The sequence below is a fragment of the Pararhizobium sp. genome (assembly GCF_965279435.1).
Taxonomy (GTDB): Bacteria; Pseudomonadota; Alphaproteobacteria; order Rhizobiales; family Rhizobiaceae; genus Pararhizobium.
The window spans coordinates 687,259-703,099 of sequence record NZ_CBDIHY010000003.1 but is presented as its reverse complement, the minus strand read 5'-3'; the positions used below and the strand labels follow the sequence as shown (position 1 = coordinate 703,099).

19 protein-coding genes are annotated in these 15,841 nt (G+C 59.8%); 12 read left to right on the top strand and 7 right to left on the bottom strand.

Translation table 11 applies throughout. The features are described 5' to 3' along the window. Window positions 1-16: 16 nt before the first annotated feature. From ACQY8Q_RS09100 to ACQY8Q_RS09065, 8 genes are all read left to right on the top strand, one after another. Window positions 17-967: a substrate-binding domain-containing protein gene (locus ACQY8Q_RS09100; RefSeq protein WP_428426293.1), complete on the top strand. Its 951-nt coding sequence runs from the start codon at window positions 17-19 to the stop codon at window positions 965-967. A gap of 259 nt (window positions 968-1,226) precedes the next feature. Then, entirely contained in the window at window positions 1,227-2,279 is a 1,053-nt protein-coding gene (locus ACQY8Q_RS09095) for a sugar phosphate isomerase/epimerase family protein (RefSeq protein ID WP_428426292.1), read from the top strand. Window positions 2,280-2,440: 161 nt separating this feature from the next. Further along, window positions 2,441-3,622 (top strand): Gfo/Idh/MocA family protein, encoded by a 1,182-nt coding sequence (locus tag ACQY8Q_RS09090; protein ID WP_428426291.1) that lies wholly within the window; start codon window positions 2,441-2,443, stop codon window positions 3,620-3,622. Between the two features lie 82 nt (window positions 3,623-3,704). Beyond that, window positions 3,705-3,968: a type II toxin-antitoxin system ParD family antitoxin gene (locus ACQY8Q_RS09085; RefSeq protein WP_426229802.1), complete on the top strand. Its 264-nt coding sequence runs from the start codon at window positions 3,705-3,707 to the stop codon at window positions 3,966-3,968. Further along, complete coding sequence (locus ACQY8Q_RS09080; RefSeq protein ID WP_428426290.1) at window positions 3,965-4,264, top strand: type II toxin-antitoxin system RelE/ParE family toxin; 300 nt, start codon at window positions 3,965-3,967, stop codon at window positions 4,262-4,264. Before ACQY8Q_RS09085 ends, ACQY8Q_RS09080 begins: the two co-directional genes overlap by 4 nt. A gap of 116 nt (window positions 4,265-4,380) precedes the next feature. Further along, window positions 4,381-5,754: a GH1 family beta-glucosidase gene (locus tag ACQY8Q_RS09075; protein WP_428426289.1), complete on the top strand. Its 1,374-nt coding sequence runs from the start codon at window positions 4,381-4,383 to the stop codon at window positions 5,752-5,754. 67 nt (window positions 5,755-5,821) lie between these two features. Next, the gene (locus ACQY8Q_RS09070) at window positions 5,822-7,066 is read left to right on the top strand and encodes an aconitase X (protein WP_428426288.1); all 1,245 of its coding nucleotides are present in this window, start codon (window positions 5,822-5,824) and stop codon (window positions 7,064-7,066) included. Beyond that, window positions 7,063-7,488 (top strand): aconitase X swivel domain-containing protein, encoded by a 426-nt coding sequence (locus ACQY8Q_RS09065; RefSeq protein WP_428426287.1) that lies wholly within the window; start codon window positions 7,063-7,065, stop codon window positions 7,486-7,488. Before ACQY8Q_RS09070 ends, ACQY8Q_RS09065 begins: the two co-directional genes overlap by 4 nt. A gap of 16 nt (window positions 7,489-7,504) precedes the next feature. Here the strand turns inward: ACQY8Q_RS09065 and ACQY8Q_RS09060 are convergent, their stop codons facing one another. The 5 genes from ACQY8Q_RS09060 to ACQY8Q_RS09040 form a co-directional block, all read right to left on the bottom strand. Beyond that, window positions 7,505-8,449, bottom strand: a complete 945-nt coding sequence (locus ACQY8Q_RS09060; RefSeq protein ID WP_428426286.1) for a rhodanese-related sulfurtransferase — start codon at window positions 8,447-8,449, stop codon at window positions 7,505-7,507. Window positions 8,450-8,512: 63 nt separating this feature from the next. Further along, window positions 8,513-8,872, bottom strand: a complete 360-nt coding sequence (locus ACQY8Q_RS09055) for a VOC family protein (RefSeq protein ID WP_428426285.1) — start codon at window positions 8,870-8,872, stop codon at window positions 8,513-8,515. Between the two features lie 68 nt (window positions 8,873-8,940). Continuing rightward, entirely contained in the window at window positions 8,941-9,633 is a 693-nt protein-coding gene (locus ACQY8Q_RS09050) for a helix-turn-helix transcriptional regulator (protein WP_428426284.1), read from the bottom strand. A 53-nt stretch (window positions 9,634-9,686) separates the two neighbouring features. Beyond that, entirely contained in the window at window positions 9,687-10,592 is a 906-nt protein-coding gene (locus ACQY8Q_RS09045; RefSeq protein WP_428426283.1) for a CHAD domain-containing protein, read from the bottom strand. Further along, entirely contained in the window at window positions 10,567-11,064 is a 498-nt protein-coding gene (locus ACQY8Q_RS09040; RefSeq protein ID WP_428429721.1) for a CYTH domain-containing protein, read from the bottom strand. Before ACQY8Q_RS09040 ends, ACQY8Q_RS09045 begins: the two co-directional genes overlap by 26 nt. A gap of 231 nt (window positions 11,065-11,295) precedes the next feature. On the opposite strand from ACQY8Q_RS09040, the gene ACQY8Q_RS09035 reads away from it, so the two are divergent. The 4 genes from ACQY8Q_RS09035 (at window position 11,296) to ACQY8Q_RS09020 (ending at window position 14,176) form a co-directional block, all read left to right on the top strand. Further along, on the top strand, window positions 11,296-11,934 hold the full coding sequence (locus ACQY8Q_RS09035; protein WP_428426282.1) for a 2-dehydro-3-deoxy-phosphogluconate aldolase: 639 nt from the start codon (window positions 11,296-11,298) through the stop codon (window positions 11,932-11,934). 424 nt (window positions 11,935-12,358) lie between these two features. Beyond that, window positions 12,359-13,138, top strand: a complete 780-nt coding sequence (locus tag ACQY8Q_RS09030; protein ID WP_428426281.1) for a tellurite resistance TerB family protein — start codon at window positions 12,359-12,361, stop codon at window positions 13,136-13,138. A 133-nt stretch (window positions 13,139-13,271) separates the two neighbouring features. Beyond that, entirely contained in the window at window positions 13,272-13,964 is a 693-nt protein-coding gene (locus ACQY8Q_RS09025) for a GNAT family N-acetyltransferase (protein ID WP_428426280.1), read from the top strand. Then, entirely contained in the window at window positions 13,961-14,176 is a 216-nt protein-coding gene (locus ACQY8Q_RS09020; RefSeq protein ID WP_113246585.1) for a hypothetical protein, read from the top strand. The genes ACQY8Q_RS09025 and ACQY8Q_RS09020 overlap by 4 nt, the downstream gene beginning before the upstream one ends. A 4-nt stretch (window positions 14,177-14,180) precedes the next feature. Here ACQY8Q_RS09020 and ACQY8Q_RS09015 read toward each other — a convergent pair whose 3' ends face one another. Together ACQY8Q_RS09015 and ACQY8Q_RS09010 are read right to left on the bottom strand one after the other, a co-directional pair. Further along, window positions 14,181-15,206, bottom strand: coding sequence for a nickel/cobalt transporter (locus ACQY8Q_RS09015; RefSeq protein WP_428426279.1), 1,026 nt, complete (start codon window positions 15,204-15,206; stop codon window positions 14,181-14,183). After that, a complete protein-coding gene (locus ACQY8Q_RS09010; RefSeq protein ID WP_428426278.1) occupies window positions 15,200-15,841 on the bottom strand; it encodes a DUF1007 family protein in 642 nt (213 codons plus the stop codon). Before ACQY8Q_RS09010 ends, ACQY8Q_RS09015 begins: the two co-directional genes overlap by 7 nt.

Genomic DNA, 15,841 nt, shown 5'->3' with positions numbered 1-15,841 from the left:
CTAGGGAGAGAGAAACATGCGTAAAGGATTATTGGGCGCTGCAGCCGTCGCCATGATGGCGCTGACCGGTGTGGCCCACGCGGAAGAAAAGAAGGTTACGATCGGCGTTTCGATCCCGGCCGCCGACCATGGCTGGACCTCGGGCGTGGTGTTCCATGCCGAGCGTGTCGCCAAGCTCTTGATGGCACGGCATCCGGGCCTCAACGTCATCGTTAAGACGTCGCCGGATCCGGCAAGCCAGGCCAATGCCGTGCAGGACCTTGAGACCCAGGGCATCGACGCACTGGTCATCCTGCCGTCCGACCCGGATCCACTGGTCAACGCCATCAAGGAAGTCAAGAGCAAGGGCACGTTCGTTGCCATCGTCGACCGCGCACCGTCGGTTAACGACAACACCGTTCGCGACCTCTACGTTGCCGGCAACAACCCGGCGCTTGGCCAGACCGCCGGTGAATACATCAAGGCAACCACGCCGGACGCTGAAGTCGTCATCATCCGCGGCCTGCCGATCCCGATCGACCAGCAGCGCCAGGACGGCTTCGACAAGGGTATCGAAGGTTCCAACGTCAAAATTCTCGACCGCCAGTTCGGCAACTGGAACCGCGACGACGCCTTCAAGGTCATGCAGGACTACCTGACCAAGTACCCGAAGATCGACGTCGTATGGTGCCAGGACGACGACATGGCTGTTGGCGTACTGCAGGCCATCGAACAGGCCAAGCGCACCGACATCCAGTATGTCGTAGCCGGTGCCGGTTCGAAGGACATGATCAAGAAGGTCATGGACGGCGACAAGATGATCCCGGTCGACGTGCTCTATCCGCCGGCAATGGTGGGTACCGCGCTCGAAATGACCGTTGCCAACTTCTACGGGCAGGTTCCGGTTCGCGGCGTCTACACGATCGACGCAACGCTCGTCACCAAGGACAATGCCAAGGACTTCTACTTCCCCGATTCACCGTTCTGATCGGTTCCACTCGCTACCGGGCGCCTGCGAAAACGGGCGCCCATTTTTATGGCCTGAAATCATCCCTGTCTTCGTTTTCGGTTTTTGCGGCACGTACCTCTTGCCGCCGTGCGAAGTCCGTGATTAGGTTCCGGCGCACTGGAATTCTGGCTGTCTCCACCAGCTGGCCGTTGTCGGTAAGAGGCGCCTTGCCCGCGACGAACGGCGTGTTAAAACACTTCGGAAACGTTTACGGTCGATAATCAGGGAGGAATCTGACATGAAGACCATCAAGGGCCCCGCGCTCTTCCTCGGACAATTTGCGGGTGATGCCGCCCCCTTCAATTCATGGGATTCGATCACCAAATGGGCCGCCGATTGCGGCTATATCGGCGTTCAGGTTCCAACCTGGGCCAGCCAGCTGATCGACCTGAAAAAGGCAGCCTCGTCGAAGGATTATTGCGACGAGTTTGCCGGCAAGGCGCGTGAAAACGGCATCGAGGTGACTGAGCTTTCGACCCATCTTCAGGGTCAGCTGGTCGCGGTCAATCCGGTCTATGATGAAGCCTTTGATGGTTTTGCAGCGCCGGAAGTGCGCGGCAATCCGAAGGCTCGCCAGGAATGGGCCGTCGAACAGGTCAAGATGGCGCTGACGGCGTCGAAGCATCTCGGCATCAAGGCGCATGCGACCTTCTCCGGCGCGCTGGCCTGGCCGTTCATGTATCCGTGGCCGCAGCGTCCGGCCGGTCTGGTGGAAACCGCTTTTGACGAACTGGCCCGCCGCTGGACGCCGATCCTCAACCACGCCGAAGACTGCGGCGTCGATATCGCCTATGAAATCCATCCGGGCGAGGATCTGCATGACGGGATCACCTTCGAGATGTTCCTCGAGCGTGTCGGCAACCATCCCCGCGCCAACATGCTCTACGATCCCTCGCACTATATTCTTCAGTGCCTGGATTATCTCGACAATATCGATATCTACCACGAGCGCATCAAGATGTTCCACGTCAAGGATGCCGAGTTCAATCCGACCGGTCGTCAGGGCGTCTATGGCGGCTATCAGGGCTGGGTAAACCGGGCCGGGCGCTTCCGCTCGCCGGGTGACGGCCAGGTCGATTTCGGTGCGGTGTTCTCGAAGCTGACAGCCCATGATTTCGACGGCTGGGCCGTGGTCGAATGGGAATGCGCGCTGAAGCATCCGGAAGACGGTGCCCGCGAAGGCGCTGAATTCGTCAAGCACCACATCATCCGCGTCACCGAAAAAGCTTTCGACGACTTCGCCGGCGGTGGAACGGACGACGCGGCCAACCGTCGCATGCTAGGGCTTTGAATTTATACCCTCCCCTTGAGGGGGAGGGTCGGCGCATAGCGCCGGGGTGGGGTGATTTCCGCGACCTACAAGCGTCACCCCCACCCGCAGCTTCGCTGCGACCTCCCCCCTCGAGGGGGAGGTGGAACTCTCCGCACACTCAAAATCCAAGGGAGAACACAATGGCAATCGAAGGAACCACAGAGGTTCGCGAAAAACGCATCCGTCTCGGTATGGTCGGCGGCGGTTCGGGGGCTTTTATTGGCGCGGTCCACCGCATGGCCGCGCGGCTTGACGATCATTTCGAACTGGTCGCCGGCGCGCTGTCATCGACCCCGGAAAAGGCGAAAGCCTCTGGCGCAGAATTGGGTCTTGATCCCTTGCGCAGCTATTCCGATTTCAAGGAAATGGCGATCCGCGAGGCCAAGCTGAAGAACGGTATCGAGGCCGTTGCCATCGTCACGCCGAACCATGTGCATTACGAGGCGGCCCGCGAATTCCTCAAGCGTGGCATCCATGTGATCTGCGACAAGCCGCTGACGTCGACACTGGCGGATGCAAGAAAACTGAAGAAGCTGGCCGACGAAAGCGATGCGCTGTTCGTGCTGACGCACAATTACACCGGTTATCCGATGGTCCGTCAGGCCCGCGAGATGATTGAGAATGGCGATATCGGCGCCGTCCGTCTGGTGCAGATGGAATATCCCCAGGATTGGCTGACCGAGAATATCGAACAATCCGGCCAGAAGCAGGCCGCATGGCGCACTGATCCGTCGAAGTCGGGTGCCGGCGGCTCCACCGGCGATATCGGCACCCATGCCTATAATCTCGGTGCCTTCGTTTCCAGTCTCGAACTGGAAGAGCTTGCCGCCGATCTCGATAGCTTCGTCGAAGGCCGGGCGCTGGATGACAATGCCCATGTGATGATGCGCTTCAAGGAAAAGAACGGCCAGCGCGCCAAGGGGATGCTCTGGTGCAGCCAGGTTGCCCCTGGCCACGAGAACGGCCTGATGGTCCGCGTCTATGGCACCAAGGGCGGCCTCGAATGGACCCAGAAGGACCCGAACTATCTCTGGTACACGCCATTTGGCGAACCGAAACGCCTGATCACCCGCAACGGTGCTGGCTCCGGCCCGGCCGCCGCCCGTGTTTCCCGCATCCCGTCGGGGCATCCGGAAGGCTACCTCGAGGGCTTTGCCAATATCTACACCGAAGCCGCCCGTGCCATCTTTGCCAAGCGCAAGGGCGTGGCGGTCGATCCGGCCGTCATCTATCCGACAATCGACGATGGCATGAAGGGCATGGTGTTCGTCGATGCCTGCGTGCAGTCGTCGAAGCGCAACGGGGCTTGGATCAAGGTCTAAGCTTTCGCGATCTTTATCCGGTTTGCGCATGCTGTTATGCTAACTGTTATTGTCTCCTGTCAGTGGACACAAAGGAAGCAGCATGGCGAGCAGCGCGAACCTCGGGCAACATCTAGAAGACTATGTGACCGATCTGGTGAAAAACGGGCGCTATAATTCTCGCAGCGAGGTGCTGCGAGAAGGTGTCCGTATGATCGAGGATCGCGAGAAAAGGCTGGCTGCCCTCGACCAGTCGATCGCCCAAGGACTGGACGATGTGAAGGCAGGCCGTGTGAAACCTGCAAAAGATGTGCTTGCTCGCCTGGTTGCCAAATATGAGGGCGAGGCGAAAGACGGCAACTCGTGATCGTCGTTTTCACCGAAGCGGCCGAGGCGGATATCGAGCATATCGCCGATTACATCTCTCGCGATAATCCCGGTCGTGCCGTGACCTTTGTTCGTGAACTGATCGATCGCTGCGAACAGCTGCCTCAAGCGCCCCATGCGTTTCCGATCGTGCCGCGTTATGCGCAGGCTGGTGTTCGAAGACGTCCCTATCGAGGCTACCTGATCTTTTACACCGTCAATGAAGACAGGGTGGAAATGCTGCATGTTCTGAATGGTGTTCAGGACTATGAAGCCATTCTTTTCCCTGAAACATAAATATCTCATCTTCTCTGCGACCGTGAACTTAGCAACTCTTGCCAGCGCGAGGTTGACTTTTTTGCAAACCGTTTTACTGCAACGTTGCAGTAAATGCCGCTTATCCGGAGTGTTTCATGATCGATCCCAAAACCCTTGCCCAGCGCTTCCCCGGCGACTTCGTATTCGGCGTTGCCACCGCCTCGTTCCAGATCGAGGGCGCGACGAAGGCGGATGGCCGCAAGCCGTCGATCTGGGATGCGTTTTCCAACGTGCCGGGCCGGGTCTATCAGGGCCACAATGGCGATATCGCCTGCGATCACTACAACCGATTGGATGAAGACCTCGACTTGATCCAGAGCCTCGGCGTCGAGGCCTATCGTTTCTCGATCGCCTGGCCGCGCATCATCCCGGAAGGCACCGGGCCGATCAATGAGAAGGGGCTGGATTTCTACGACCGCCTCGTCGACGGACTGAAGCAGCGCAATATCAAGGCCTTCGCGACGCTTTACCATTGGGACTTGCCGCTGGCACTGATGGGCGATGGCGGCTGGACGGCGCGGACGACCGCCTATGCCTACCAGCGTTATGCCAAGACGGTGATTGCCCGCCTCGGCGACCGGCTGGATGCGGTGGCGACCTTCAACGAGCCCTGGTGCTCGGTCTGGCTCAGCCATCTCTACGGCATCCATGCGCCGGGCGAGCGCAACATGGATGCGGCGTTGCATGCGCTGCATTTCACCAATCTCGCTCATGGCCTTGGCGTTGCCACCGTTCTCGAGCTGCAGCCGAACCTGCCGGTCGGCATCGTCATCAACCCGATGCATGTCTATGCCGGCAGCGATAGCGCCGAGGACAAGGCTGCGGCTGAGCGGGCCTTCGATTTCCACAATGGCGTCTTCTTCGGCCCGATCTTCAAGGGCGAATATCCTGAGAGCTTCCTCTCGGCCCTTGGCCACCGCATGCCGGCCATTGAGGACGGCGATATGGCGACGATCAACCAGAAGACCGACTGGTGGGGCGTCAACTATTACACGCCGATGCGCGTTTCACATGATCCGGCGGAAGGCGCCGAGTTCCCGGCGACGGTCAATGCCAAGGCGGTCAGCGACGTCAAGACCGATATCGGCTGGGAAGTTTTTCCGCAGGCGCTGGGCGATCTCATCCGCACGGTCAACGACCGTTACGCACTGCCGGATTGCTACATCACCGAGAACGGGGCCGCCTACAATATGGGCCTCGAAAACGGCGTGGTCGATGACCAGCCGCGTCTCGATTACATCGCCGATCATCTGGCTGTAACGGCTGACCTGATCAGGGAAGGCTATCCGATGAAGGGCTATTTCGCCTGGAGCCTGATGGACAATTTCGAATGGGCGGAAGGCTACAAGATGCGCTTCGGCATCGTCCATGTCGATTACGAAACCCAGGTCCGCACCATCAAGAAGAGCGGTCACTGGTACAAGGAACTGGCCGAACAGTTTCCGAAGGGCAATCACAAGGCCGGTTGACGGTCCTGTTCGGCGGAGAACAAAAGCCCCGATTGACAGCAAATGATCCGGCATTCTAAGCCGGATCATGGCTCTTCACCTTTCCGCCTTTGACTATGAATTGCTGGATGGCGCCCATGGCGAGGCGGCTGCTTTCTGCATGCGGCTTTTGACGCGCTTTGCCGAGGCGGTCGATGCTGGCCGTTTCATCGATATCGAAGCAGCCCATATCGATGGTTGTCTGTATCTCGGCGAGGTCAGCCTTGATTTCGTCGAGCATCTCGTTCGCCTGAAAGGTTGCGTTCGCGTGCCGACAACGTTGAATGTCGGCTCGGTTGATCTGATCCACCCTGAGCTGTTCCATGGCGACGACAAGATCGGAAGCAACGGTGCGCGGTTGATGCAGGCACATGAGGCGCTGGGCTGCTTTCCGACTTTCACCTGCGCGCCCTATCAGACGATCTTCCGGCCGCGTTTCGGCGCGCAGATCGCCTGGGCGGAATCCAACGCCATCGTGTTTGCCAACTCGGTGATCGGCGCCCGCACCAATCGCTACGGCGACTTCATCGATCTCTGTTGCGCGCTGACGGGCAGGGCGCCCTATTACGGGCTGCATATGCCGGAAAACCGGCGCGCCCAGGTTTTGGTAGAGATTGAAAGCCTGCCGCAGGAGTGGCCGGACGCCGGTCCAACTTGCGTTGCAGTTGGCCACACCATCGGCAAACGTTGCGGCAGCCTTATCCCGGCGATCACAGGTCTGCCTGCCCATACGCAGGAGGATGACCTGAAGGCGCTCGGCGCTGTCGCTGCGTCGTCCGGCGCCGTCGCGCTATTCCATGCCATCGGCTTGACGCCGGAAGCGCCGACGGTCGAAGCGGCGTTTCAAGGCCGCCAGCCGATCGAGACGATCCGGCTGATAGCCGATGATCTGCGCCACACAGTGCGCAATCTCTCGACCGTACCGGATGGCACGCCACTGGTCGGTGTTAGCCTTGGTACGCCGCATTTTTCGCTGGAGGAATTTGCCCGGCTGATGCCGCTGATGGATGGCCCGCGCCCGATCATCGATATCTACATCAACACCAGTCGCAGCGTGCTGAGCGAACTCACGGATAGAGGTTGGGACACGGTGCTGAAGGCGCAAGGCGTCACGCTGGTGATCGATACCTGCACCTATGTCACGGCGATCATACGCGACATGTCCGGTGCGATCATGACCAATTCCGGCAAGATGGCCTATTACGCTCCAAGCAATATCGGCGTCGATATTGCGTTTGGATCGCTTGCCGAATGCATGGCTTCGGCCCGGGCCGGAAAGGTGGTGCGGCTGTGACCATCCATGCGATTACGCTGGTGCCGGGACAGGCGGAAGGGCAGACCTTCGTGCTGAGCGAGCCCTTGAGCTTCTGGGGCGGCCTCGATTCTACCACCGGCCGGATTATCGATCAGTGGCATCCGCAGAAGGATGAGGTGATGACGGGCCGCATTCTTGTCATGAAGGCGGGGCGCGGTTCCAGTTCCGGCAGTTCGGTGCTGGCCGAGGCGATCCGCCGGAAAACGGGACCGGCCGGTATCGTCCTCATGACGCGCGATGCCATCATCACCGTCGGTGCCATGGTTGCAGCGGAACTATATGGGGTTCATTGTCCCGTCGTTCTGGTGGAGGAGACGGATTGGGATAAGATTGTCTCGGCCGGAATTGTTGGCATCAGCGCAGCCGGTACCGAGCCGGCCATTCTGACACTCCCGATCTGAGATCTGTCTGAGCGCTTCAGCTTCCCAGATGCCGTTCGCCACGCTTCTTTGCCAGGTCCATCTGCTGCTGCCGCTGGCGGTAGCGTTGGCGGTCTTCGTCGGTGCGACTGTCGTGACAGTGGATGCACGTGACACCATGTTCGTGATGGGGTGACAGAAGGTCCTGCGGCGTCAGCGGCTGGCGGCAGGCGTGGCAGAGCGTGTGCTCGCCTTCCTTCAGGCCATGCGTTACCGAAACGCGGTCGTCGAAGACGAAACAGGCGCCGTCCCAGAGGCTTTGCTCTTCCGGCATGTCTTCCAGATATTTCAGGATGCCACCCTTGAGGTGGTAGACCTCGTCAAAGCCCTGCTCCTTCATGAAGGCTGTCGCCTTCTCGCAACGGATGCCGCCGGTGCAATACATGGCGATCTTCGGCTTGGCGGCGAGGTCCGGGTTGTTCTTCACCCAGTCGGGGAATTCGCGAAAACTCTTGGTGTTCGGATCAACCGCGCCACGGAACATGCCGATCGCTGTCTCGTAATCGTTGCGGGTATCGATCACCAGCGTATCGGGATCGGAAATCAGCGCGTTCCAGTCCTTTGGCGCCACATAGGTGCCAACAGTTTTATTGGGGTCGATGTCCTCGACGCCCATGGTGACGATTTCTTTCTTCAGCCGTGCCTTCATGCGCAGGAACGGCATCGACGATGCCCAGCTTTCCTTATGCTCGAGATTGGCGAACTCGGGTTGGGCACGTAGGAAGGCGAGCACGGTGCGGATACCATCTTCCGGCCCGGCAATCGTGCCGTTGATGCCCTCATGCGCCAGCAGCAGCGTACCCTTGACGCCATTGTCGTCGCACGTCGACTGCAGCGGATCGCGAAAATCGGCGAAACGCTCGAACGCGGCGAAATGATAAAGCGCTGCCACCAGAAACTGGCCACTGGCTTCCGGGCGAGGAGTATGGATCGTGTCTGTCATGCGGCGTGAAATACAGCTTTCCGGCCGTGCACGCAATCGGGGTGTGCGGCCGGAAAGTATTGGTCAGGCGGCCTGCGGTGTAAAGACCCGCAAGCGATGGCCGTCCGGATCGGTGCAGGTGAAGGTATAATCGGATGCTGACGAGATGGGCTCCTGCAGGATCGTTACGCCTTTTCTGCGCCATTCATCGTGCAGCGCATCGACACCCTCCCGGCCGGCGACGAAGATCGGAAGCTCGGCATCGTTGGTGTTCACGGCTGCCGGCAGTTTCTTCCTCTTCGCCAGGCCAAGTTTCAAGGCGTCGTTCATCAGGACGACTGCATAGGTCGGCGACAGTTCCAGCGGCAGTGCACCGAACATCGCCATGTAGAAAACGGCGCTCTCGGCCGGGCTTTCGACAGGCAGAACAAAATCGGTTTTCATGGCAGTCTCCTCTCGGTGGGTTCGGAGACTTTTTTATACCGCCCTACTGTCAATTTCTGGCAGTAGGGTCACATGTCCTGCGTGACATTGTGAGCACGCCGCCATTCCGCCAGAAGCAGGTCGCGGCGGCGTGGAATTCGGATGCCAGTGACCGTCATCGTGGTGAACCGGTCGGTGCGAAAGTGGCGAAAGTCACCGCGCAATTCACACCAGGCCGCCAGCACGCGGGTTTCTTCGAAATAGGCCAGCGCAAAAGGCCAGATGCGCCGCGTCGTCGGCTGCCCGCTGACGTCGGCATAGTCGATGTCGATCTTCATGCCTTGGCGGATTGCCTCGCGAATGGCAGGAAAGTTGACGGTGCCGAGACGCAAATCGCGCGTGTTGTAGACGAGTAGAGAATTCGTCTCCATTTCGTGCCGCAGGTCGGCGGGCAGCACGGCGGCAATTTTTGCCAGAGCGTTGCGGGCCGCATCTTTCAATTCATCGTCCGCCCGTGCCGACACCCAGCGTGCGCCGAGCACTAAGGCCTCGATCTCCTCTTCGCTCAGCATCATCGGCGGCATCAGGAAGCCGGGCTTGAGCACGTAGCCGAAGCCGGGCGCGCCCTGGATGTCGGCCCCTTGCGCCTGCAGGGTGGCGATGTCGCGGTAAAGCGTGCGGATGCTGATGCCCATGCGTTGGGCAAGCGCGCTGCCGCTCACCGGCCGACGGTAAGTGCGCAGAAGCTGGATCAGATCGAGAAGCCGGGTGGAGCGGGACATGGCCGATCATACTGACAGGGATTGGCAGTATCAATGCCGGGAGCAGGGCCGCGTCAGACTGCGTCCTGCCATAGGAGCTTGATCTTGCGGCTTTCCGCCTTTGGATCATCGCGGAAAACTGAAGCAGCAACGGTCAGGGCCTGTTCCCGCAGTGCTTTCTGCCGGGTGATGACGGCCGAGAGCAGATAGGCGACGTCCTCGCTCTTGCCGAAAATCTGCGGCTGTTCGTCGACAAGGGAGGCAAGCAGCGCCAGATCGTTGTGATGACCCAATAGATCGACAACCTTTGTCACCTCGATCCGCTTTGCATGCAGCGCGGAGGGCCAGAGGCGTTGCAAGATATCCAGATAGAAACGGTAGTCCTGGCTGCGTTTGCGCAGTTCGTGAAACAGATGTGCATCAGTGGTGTCCGTGCAGGCCTGCCGCGCCGCCGCTGCTCTCTCCAGCGCCTTGCGCCAGCCCTTGGCGATGCGTTTGGCGCCCTTTTTGCCGCCATCCTGAAAGGTGATGCGGGAGAGCGAATCCAGCGCCCAGCCGCAGGTTGAGAGCGCCGCCGCCACGCTTTCTTCGAGTAGGTTTCCCTCAGTTACCTGTTCGTCGCGCCGGGCGGTCAGGACCTTGCCGATCCGTTTCAGCGCGGCGCGTTCGTCGGCGTTTTCAGCGTGATCAAGCAGATACCGGCTGACTTCGACAAGGGCGGTTTCGTCACGTGCTGTCGAAAGCGTCCGTGCCATGTTGCGGATGCGCGCATTTTCCGAGCGCCGGAAGGCCGGGATGTCGGCGGCGGCGAGGCGGTAGAGGGAGCGCAGTCTCTTGAAGTTCTTGCGGGCGTTGTGGATCGCTTCCGGCAGCCCTTGCGGACGGTCGGTCAGCGCCGACACCGCAAGTGTTAGCTGCTCGGTTCCAACTGCCTTGAATTCTTCAGTAAAATGTTCAGAAGGGCGAATATGATAGCTCATGATCTGCCTTGGATATGATCGGGCTGGTTGAGAGATACTGGTTCGAGTAGTGCGGATCCCCGGTCACCTCGGTGCCCAGCCAGTCCGGCAAAACCGGTTTGTCGTCTTCGGTGCCGAGTTCCACTTCTGCAACGACAAGGCCGTCATGCGCGCCGCCATAGACATCGACTTCCCAAAGGAAGCCGCGATGCTTGACCTCGTAGCGGGTCTTTTCAATGATGAGGCCGATGGCCTTCGTCATCATGTCCCTGGCGTCCTCCACCGGGATCTCATATTCGAATTCATCACGGGTCATCGATCCCGTGCCGATCTTGATCGTCAACTTTGCCCGCTTGTCGTCCATCAGCCGCACCCGTGCGGAACGGTCGTCCATGGTGACGATATAGGCCTGCAGAAAGCGCGTGCCGCCGTCTGCTGTATTGCGCCAGCCATCGGCCGCCACCAGAAACTTGCGTTCAATTTCCTTGGCCATTGATAAGCCTGCCATTTTTGCTTTCAATTAAACCCAGACTACAGGATTGTGGCGTCGGGACAAGCAAGCAGTTCGGGCTGCCGCAGCCTTTGCGGCACGTGCGCTGGTCGCGTCGTCAACCATGCGTCACCATGTCCGAATAGGCTCGGCCGGTCCCGTTTGGTATCGACAAAAGCGGATGGGAAGAGTATTCGAACCTTCACTTCAATCGTTTTAAAAGGGCTGTCCGGCATGAGCGAGAAAACCGATAGACTTCTTTCCGTCCTGAAATTGCAGCCGGTCGTTCCGGTGCTGATCATCGATGACCTTGCGACCGCCGTGCCTTTGGCGCGTGCGCTTGTTGCCGGTGGATTGAAGGCGATCGAGATCACCCTGCGCACCACCGCCGCTCTTGAAGCGATCCGGGCTGTTGCCAACGAAGTCGAAGGTGCCGTCGCCGGTGCCGGAACCATCCTCAATGCTGCGCAATATGAGGCAGCTGTCGAGGCGGGCTCGAAGTTCATCGTCAGCCCCGGCACGACGCAGGAGCTGATCGACGCTGCCAACGATTCCGAAATTCCGCTTCTGCCAGGTGCTGCCACGGCCAGCGAAGTCATGGGCCTGCGCGAAGAAGGCTACAAGGTGATGAAGTTCTTCCCGGCCGAACAGGCGGGCGGCGCGGCCTACCTGAAATCGCTGTCTTCGCCGCTTGCCGGCACGCTGTTTTGCCCGACCGGCGGCATTTCGCTGTCGAACGCCAGGGATTACCTGTCGCTGCCCAACGTCGTCTGCGTCGGCGGCTCCTGGGTTGCGCCGAAGGAACTGGTTGCCAAGTGCGACTGGGCCGGCATCACCAAGCTCGCTGCCGAAGCATTCGCGCTGCGCGGCTGATTGCCTTTTTCGCATCCGGGCCGGGCGGCGTTGTTCTCCATGCACGGTCCTGAAACGGTACGCGACTTTCTTTCCACCCTGCGTCAAGGCGGGGTGGAATACCACCTTTTGGCTGGATGAACTGGAGCAGGTACTCGGCCTCCGCTAATCCGGCCGATGTTTTCCCACATCAAGAGCCCATGAGCTTGATCAGGCGACCGGAAAACGGTTTGTCCCGAGGGGGCAATCGAGTTTTTCTCGACCATGAAGACAATCTTCGAAAATATTGCGCTGCGTTCAAATCTATAGAAAGCCATCGCCAGCGCGATCTAGCGTCCTGCATTCGCTGATTGCGGCATATTGGCGTGGCTCTATCATTTGTATTCCTCTCGTTGCATTCCTATGTTTCTTTCCGACTGAAACCGGCCTCAAGGGAGTGGACCGAATGTTTGATGCGAAGAAATTACTGGATCAGTTGTTGGGTTCGCAGATCCCCGGTGCCGGTGGCACGGTGCGCGATCGTGCCGGACAGGCGACGCAGATGGCCAAGGACAACCCGCTTGCTGCAGGCGCTATCGCTGCCGTCCTGCTTGGCACTGGTACTGGCCGTCAGGTGGCGGGTTCAGCCCTGAAGCTCGGCGGTCTCGCCGCCATCGCCGGTCTTGGTTACCAGGCCTACAAGAATTACCAGGCTGGCAAGGAGCCGGTTGCCCAGCCGGACGCACAGGCGCAGCCTGAACTATTGCCGCCGCCGGCCAATTCCGGTTTCAGCACCGAGCCTGCCGTTATCCGCAATGACTTCGTGCTGGTGCTGGTCCGCGCCATGATCGCTGCTGCCCGTGCGGATGGTCATATCGACGATGTCGAGCGCGCCCGCATCATGGACAAGGTCAAGGTCTCCGGCCTTGATTCGGAAGCCGAACAGTTCCTGCACGAGGAACTGAGCAAGCCTGTCGATCTCGATGCCATGGTCGCTGCAGCCGTGACCGAGGAAGAACGCGTCGAGCTCTATACCGCCTCGCGTCTCGCCATCGATGCCGATAGCCGCGCAGAGCGCGGTTACCTCGATCAGCTTGCCGGACGCCTTGGCCTTGCCGACGCGCTGATCGATCACATCGAGGCGACGGTCTCTTCGGCCAAGACCCCGGTGATCGAGGCGCAGGCAAACCCGGTGCAGACCTCGGTGCCGCAGACCGGCCAGCCGCCGATCAAGTCGCCGTGGTGATCAATCCATCATCACTTTGCATTTGTGCGGATGCCTGAGCTGTCCTATGCCAGCGTCAAGGCCTTTGTCATGACCGGCGCGGTTCCCGTGCCGGTCTCAAGGCTGATGGTATGGTCCCTGCTGGAGAGTGCAGATGCGTGATTTGACCAATTGGACTGGCCGCCCGGCCCCGAAACCGGTGACTTTGGAAGGCCGCTATGTCCGGATCGTGCCCTATGATCGCGCCATGCATCTGGAAGCGCTTTGGCAGGCTTTTGGCGGGTTGGAGATCAATGCCCGCCTGCAATATTTCGCACAGGATAATTTTCGGGGCATCGAGGATTTCGATGCCTGGCTGACGGCTGTCCAGAAGGGCGGTTGGGTCACGGAAGTGTTCTACGACAAGGCCAGCGGCGATGTCGTCGGTATGGCCAATTACATGCGGCCCGATCCCGCAAATGGCGTGGTCGAGGTTGGTGGTGTCGCACATTCCTTCTCGATGGCCCGCTCGCCTTTGTCCACCGAAGTGCATTACCTGATGGCCAAGCACGCTTTCGAGGATCTAGGCTACCGGCGCTACGAGTGGAAATGCGACAATCGCAACGAAGCCAGCAAGAAGACGGCCAATCGCCTCGGCTTCGGCTTCGAAGGCGTCTTCCGCCAGCACATGCTGTCGAAGCGTGCCAATCGTGATACGGCTTGGTTCTCGATCATCGACGGCGAATGGCCGTTGCTCAATGCCGCTTTCGAAGCCTGGCTGTCGCCGGAGAATTTTGCCGGTGACGGCACACAGAAGCGCAAGCTTGAAGATATTCGCGCCGCGCTGGCGCAAAAGGAGACCGCATGAACACCCCGGAAAAGAAGGAACGCTCGCCGGCGATTGCCGCAGCAGTCATTCTGGTTGTCGTCGGGCTGGGGTTCTTCGTCCTGCCGAAAATCATGCTCTGGCTCGGCACCTATTCGCCTTGGCTGGCCGCCGCCTTTGGCGCGGTTTTCGTGCTCGGCTTCTTCCTGATCTTCTGGCTTCGGGCCCGCTACCAGCGTGGTCGCGGGCTCTGAAGCCTTAGCCTTGAAGCGACGCTGCAAGCAGCACGACGCCCAGTACCAGCACCAGCAATGCGCCGGATATTTCGATACCATTGCTGATGCGCATGGCCGATGATCCGCTGGATGCGTAGCGCACCGCCAGGTCCTTGGCGGTGACGGCCAGTGTCGCCAGTACCGAGACCGTGATTGCCGTGCCGACTGACATCGCAAAAACCGAGAGCACGCCGCCGAGGTAAAGCCCGTTCAAAAGCGCAAAACTCAGCACGATCAGTGCGCCGGAGCAGGGGCGCAGGCCCACAGCAATGATTGCCGACCAGGCTTCCCGCAGCGCGAAGCGGTCGCCTTTCAGCATCGAGGGATCAGGTACATGCGCATGGCCGCAGGTGTCGCAGACCTCGCCCGGCCCATGGCTATGGCCATGGTCGTGAGAATGGTCGTGATGTGCGTGGCTATGGTCGTGTCCGTGATCCTGCATCACCGCCGGAGCCTGCCACCGCGCCCGCATGCCCCGCAGCTTGCGAAACAATAGCCAGCCGCCAAAGGCGGCAATTAAGGCGTAGCTCACAACTTCCAGAAAATGCGTTGCCTGCGTCATCGAGATCGACGATCCGCGCAGCACGAGATAGGCGGCGCCGACGAGAAGAATGGCAACGCCGCCCTGCATCATCGCTGACAGGAAAGACAGGAGCACACCGCGCTTCAGTTCGGTCTCGTTGGCAATCATGTAGGAGGAGATGACCGCCTTGCCATGGCCCGGGCCTGCGGCGTGGAAGACGCCATAAGCGAACGACAGCCCGATCAGCGACCAGAGATGCCATGGGTCATCCCGCATGGCTTTGATGGCTTCGGTCAGCGTATGGTAAAAGCGCTGCTGCTCCATGTTGATCCAGGCGAAAAAGCCGCCGAAGATGCCGGTCGTATTGAAGGAGGGCTCGGCGGTGCCGATGCCAAGCGGCGATTGCGCGTGGGCAAGGCTGATACCGGTGACCGTCAGGATCAGCGCCAGGCCGATCAATCGGGCAGGACGGTCCACCCTCAGCATTTGAACTCGATTCGTGTGGCAAACATCTTCGACATGTCGGTTCCCGTCGGGTCGTTGAAGAAGGCATCGGTAAGGCTCGCCTGGTTCTGGGCAAGCACTTCATCCGGATCCGGGCGAACCACCTTGTGCTCGCAGGCATTCAGCTGGTCGCCAACCGCGACGAGATCGCCGTCCGTCGGAAAATCCATCGCCGTGTACATTGTCGGGTCATAGACGCCGAACGACATATTGCCCTTGAGCGGGATCGCCTCTGCCGGCTTGACGGCGAACATCAAAAGCAGCTGGCCGTCCTTGTAGTCGGCTGTGATCTCGTTCGGCTTGTTGACCTTGATGGTTTTGCCGTTGTCGGTGATCGTCGTGTAATAATTGTACTCAGCGAGCGAATCGAGAACTGTCTGGCCGACCTCCTGCAATTCGTCGGGATCGAGCTGCGCATTGGAATTCTTGTCGAAATCCATCACCACGCTGGCGGAAAACAGCTCGTCGAAGCGCCAGACATTGCGCAATTCGGTGATCTGGTTGGTGCTGTCGGCGACGATCTCAAGCCGCGCCTCGGCGAAGATATGCGGATGGGCAAGCGCTGCGCCGGGCGCAAGCACGGCCACTGCCGTCAGGAACAGGGGCGATCGTTTCAT

Coding starts and splice junctions, on each gene's coding strand:
- ACQY8Q_RS09100 (WP_428426293.1), top strand. CDS start 17: ATGCGTAAAGGATTATTGGGCGCTGCAGCCGTCGCCATGATGGCGCTG.
- ACQY8Q_RS09095 (WP_428426292.1), top strand. CDS start 1,227: ATGAAGACCATCAAGGGCCCCGCGCTCTTCCTCGGACAATTTGCGGGT.
- ACQY8Q_RS09090 (WP_428426291.1), top strand. CDS start 2,441: ATGGCAATCGAAGGAACCACAGAGGTTCGCGAAAAACGCATCCGTCTC.
- ACQY8Q_RS09085 (WP_426229802.1), top strand. CDS start 3,705: ATGGCGAGCAGCGCGAACCTCGGGCAACATCTAGAAGACTATGTGACC.
- ACQY8Q_RS09075 (WP_428426289.1), top strand. CDS start 4,381: ATGATCGATCCCAAAACCCTTGCCCAGCGCTTCCCCGGCGACTTCGTA.
- ACQY8Q_RS09070 (WP_428426288.1), top strand. CDS start 5,822: ATGGCTCTTCACCTTTCCGCCTTTGACTATGAATTGCTGGATGGCGCC.
- ACQY8Q_RS09060 (WP_428426286.1), bottom strand. CDS start 8,449: ATGACAGACACGATCCATACTCCTCGCCCGGAAGCCAGTGGCCAGTTT.
- ACQY8Q_RS09055 (WP_428426285.1), bottom strand. CDS start 8,872: ATGAAAACCGATTTTGTTCTGCCTGTCGAAAGCCCGGCCGAGAGCGCC.
- ACQY8Q_RS09050 (WP_428426284.1), bottom strand. CDS start 9,633: ATGTCCCGCTCCACCCGGCTTCTCGATCTGATCCAGCTTCTGCGCACT.
- ACQY8Q_RS09045 (WP_428426283.1), bottom strand. CDS start 10,592: ATGAGCTATCATATTCGCCCTTCTGAACATTTTACTGAAGAATTCAAG.
- ACQY8Q_RS09040 (WP_428429721.1), bottom strand. CDS start 11,064: ATGGCCAAGGAAATTGAACGCAAGTTTCTGGTGGCGGCCGATGGCTGG.
- ACQY8Q_RS09035 (WP_428426282.1), top strand. CDS start 11,296: ATGAGCGAGAAAACCGATAGACTTCTTTCCGTCCTGAAATTGCAGCCG.
- ACQY8Q_RS09030 (WP_428426281.1), top strand. CDS start 12,359: ATGTTTGATGCGAAGAAATTACTGGATCAGTTGTTGGGTTCGCAGATC.
- ACQY8Q_RS09025 (WP_428426280.1), top strand. CDS start 13,272: ATGCGTGATTTGACCAATTGGACTGGCCGCCCGGCCCCGAAACCGGTG.
- ACQY8Q_RS09020 (WP_113246585.1), top strand. CDS start 13,961: ATGAACACCCCGGAAAAGAAGGAACGCTCGCCGGCGATTGCCGCAGCA.
- ACQY8Q_RS09015 (WP_428426279.1), bottom strand. CDS start 15,206: ATGCTGAGGGTGGACCGTCCTGCCCGATTGATCGGCCTGGCGCTGATC.
- ACQY8Q_RS09010 (WP_428426278.1), bottom strand. CDS start 15,841: ATGAAACGATCGCCCCTGTTCCTGACGGCAGTGGCCGTGCTTGCGCCC.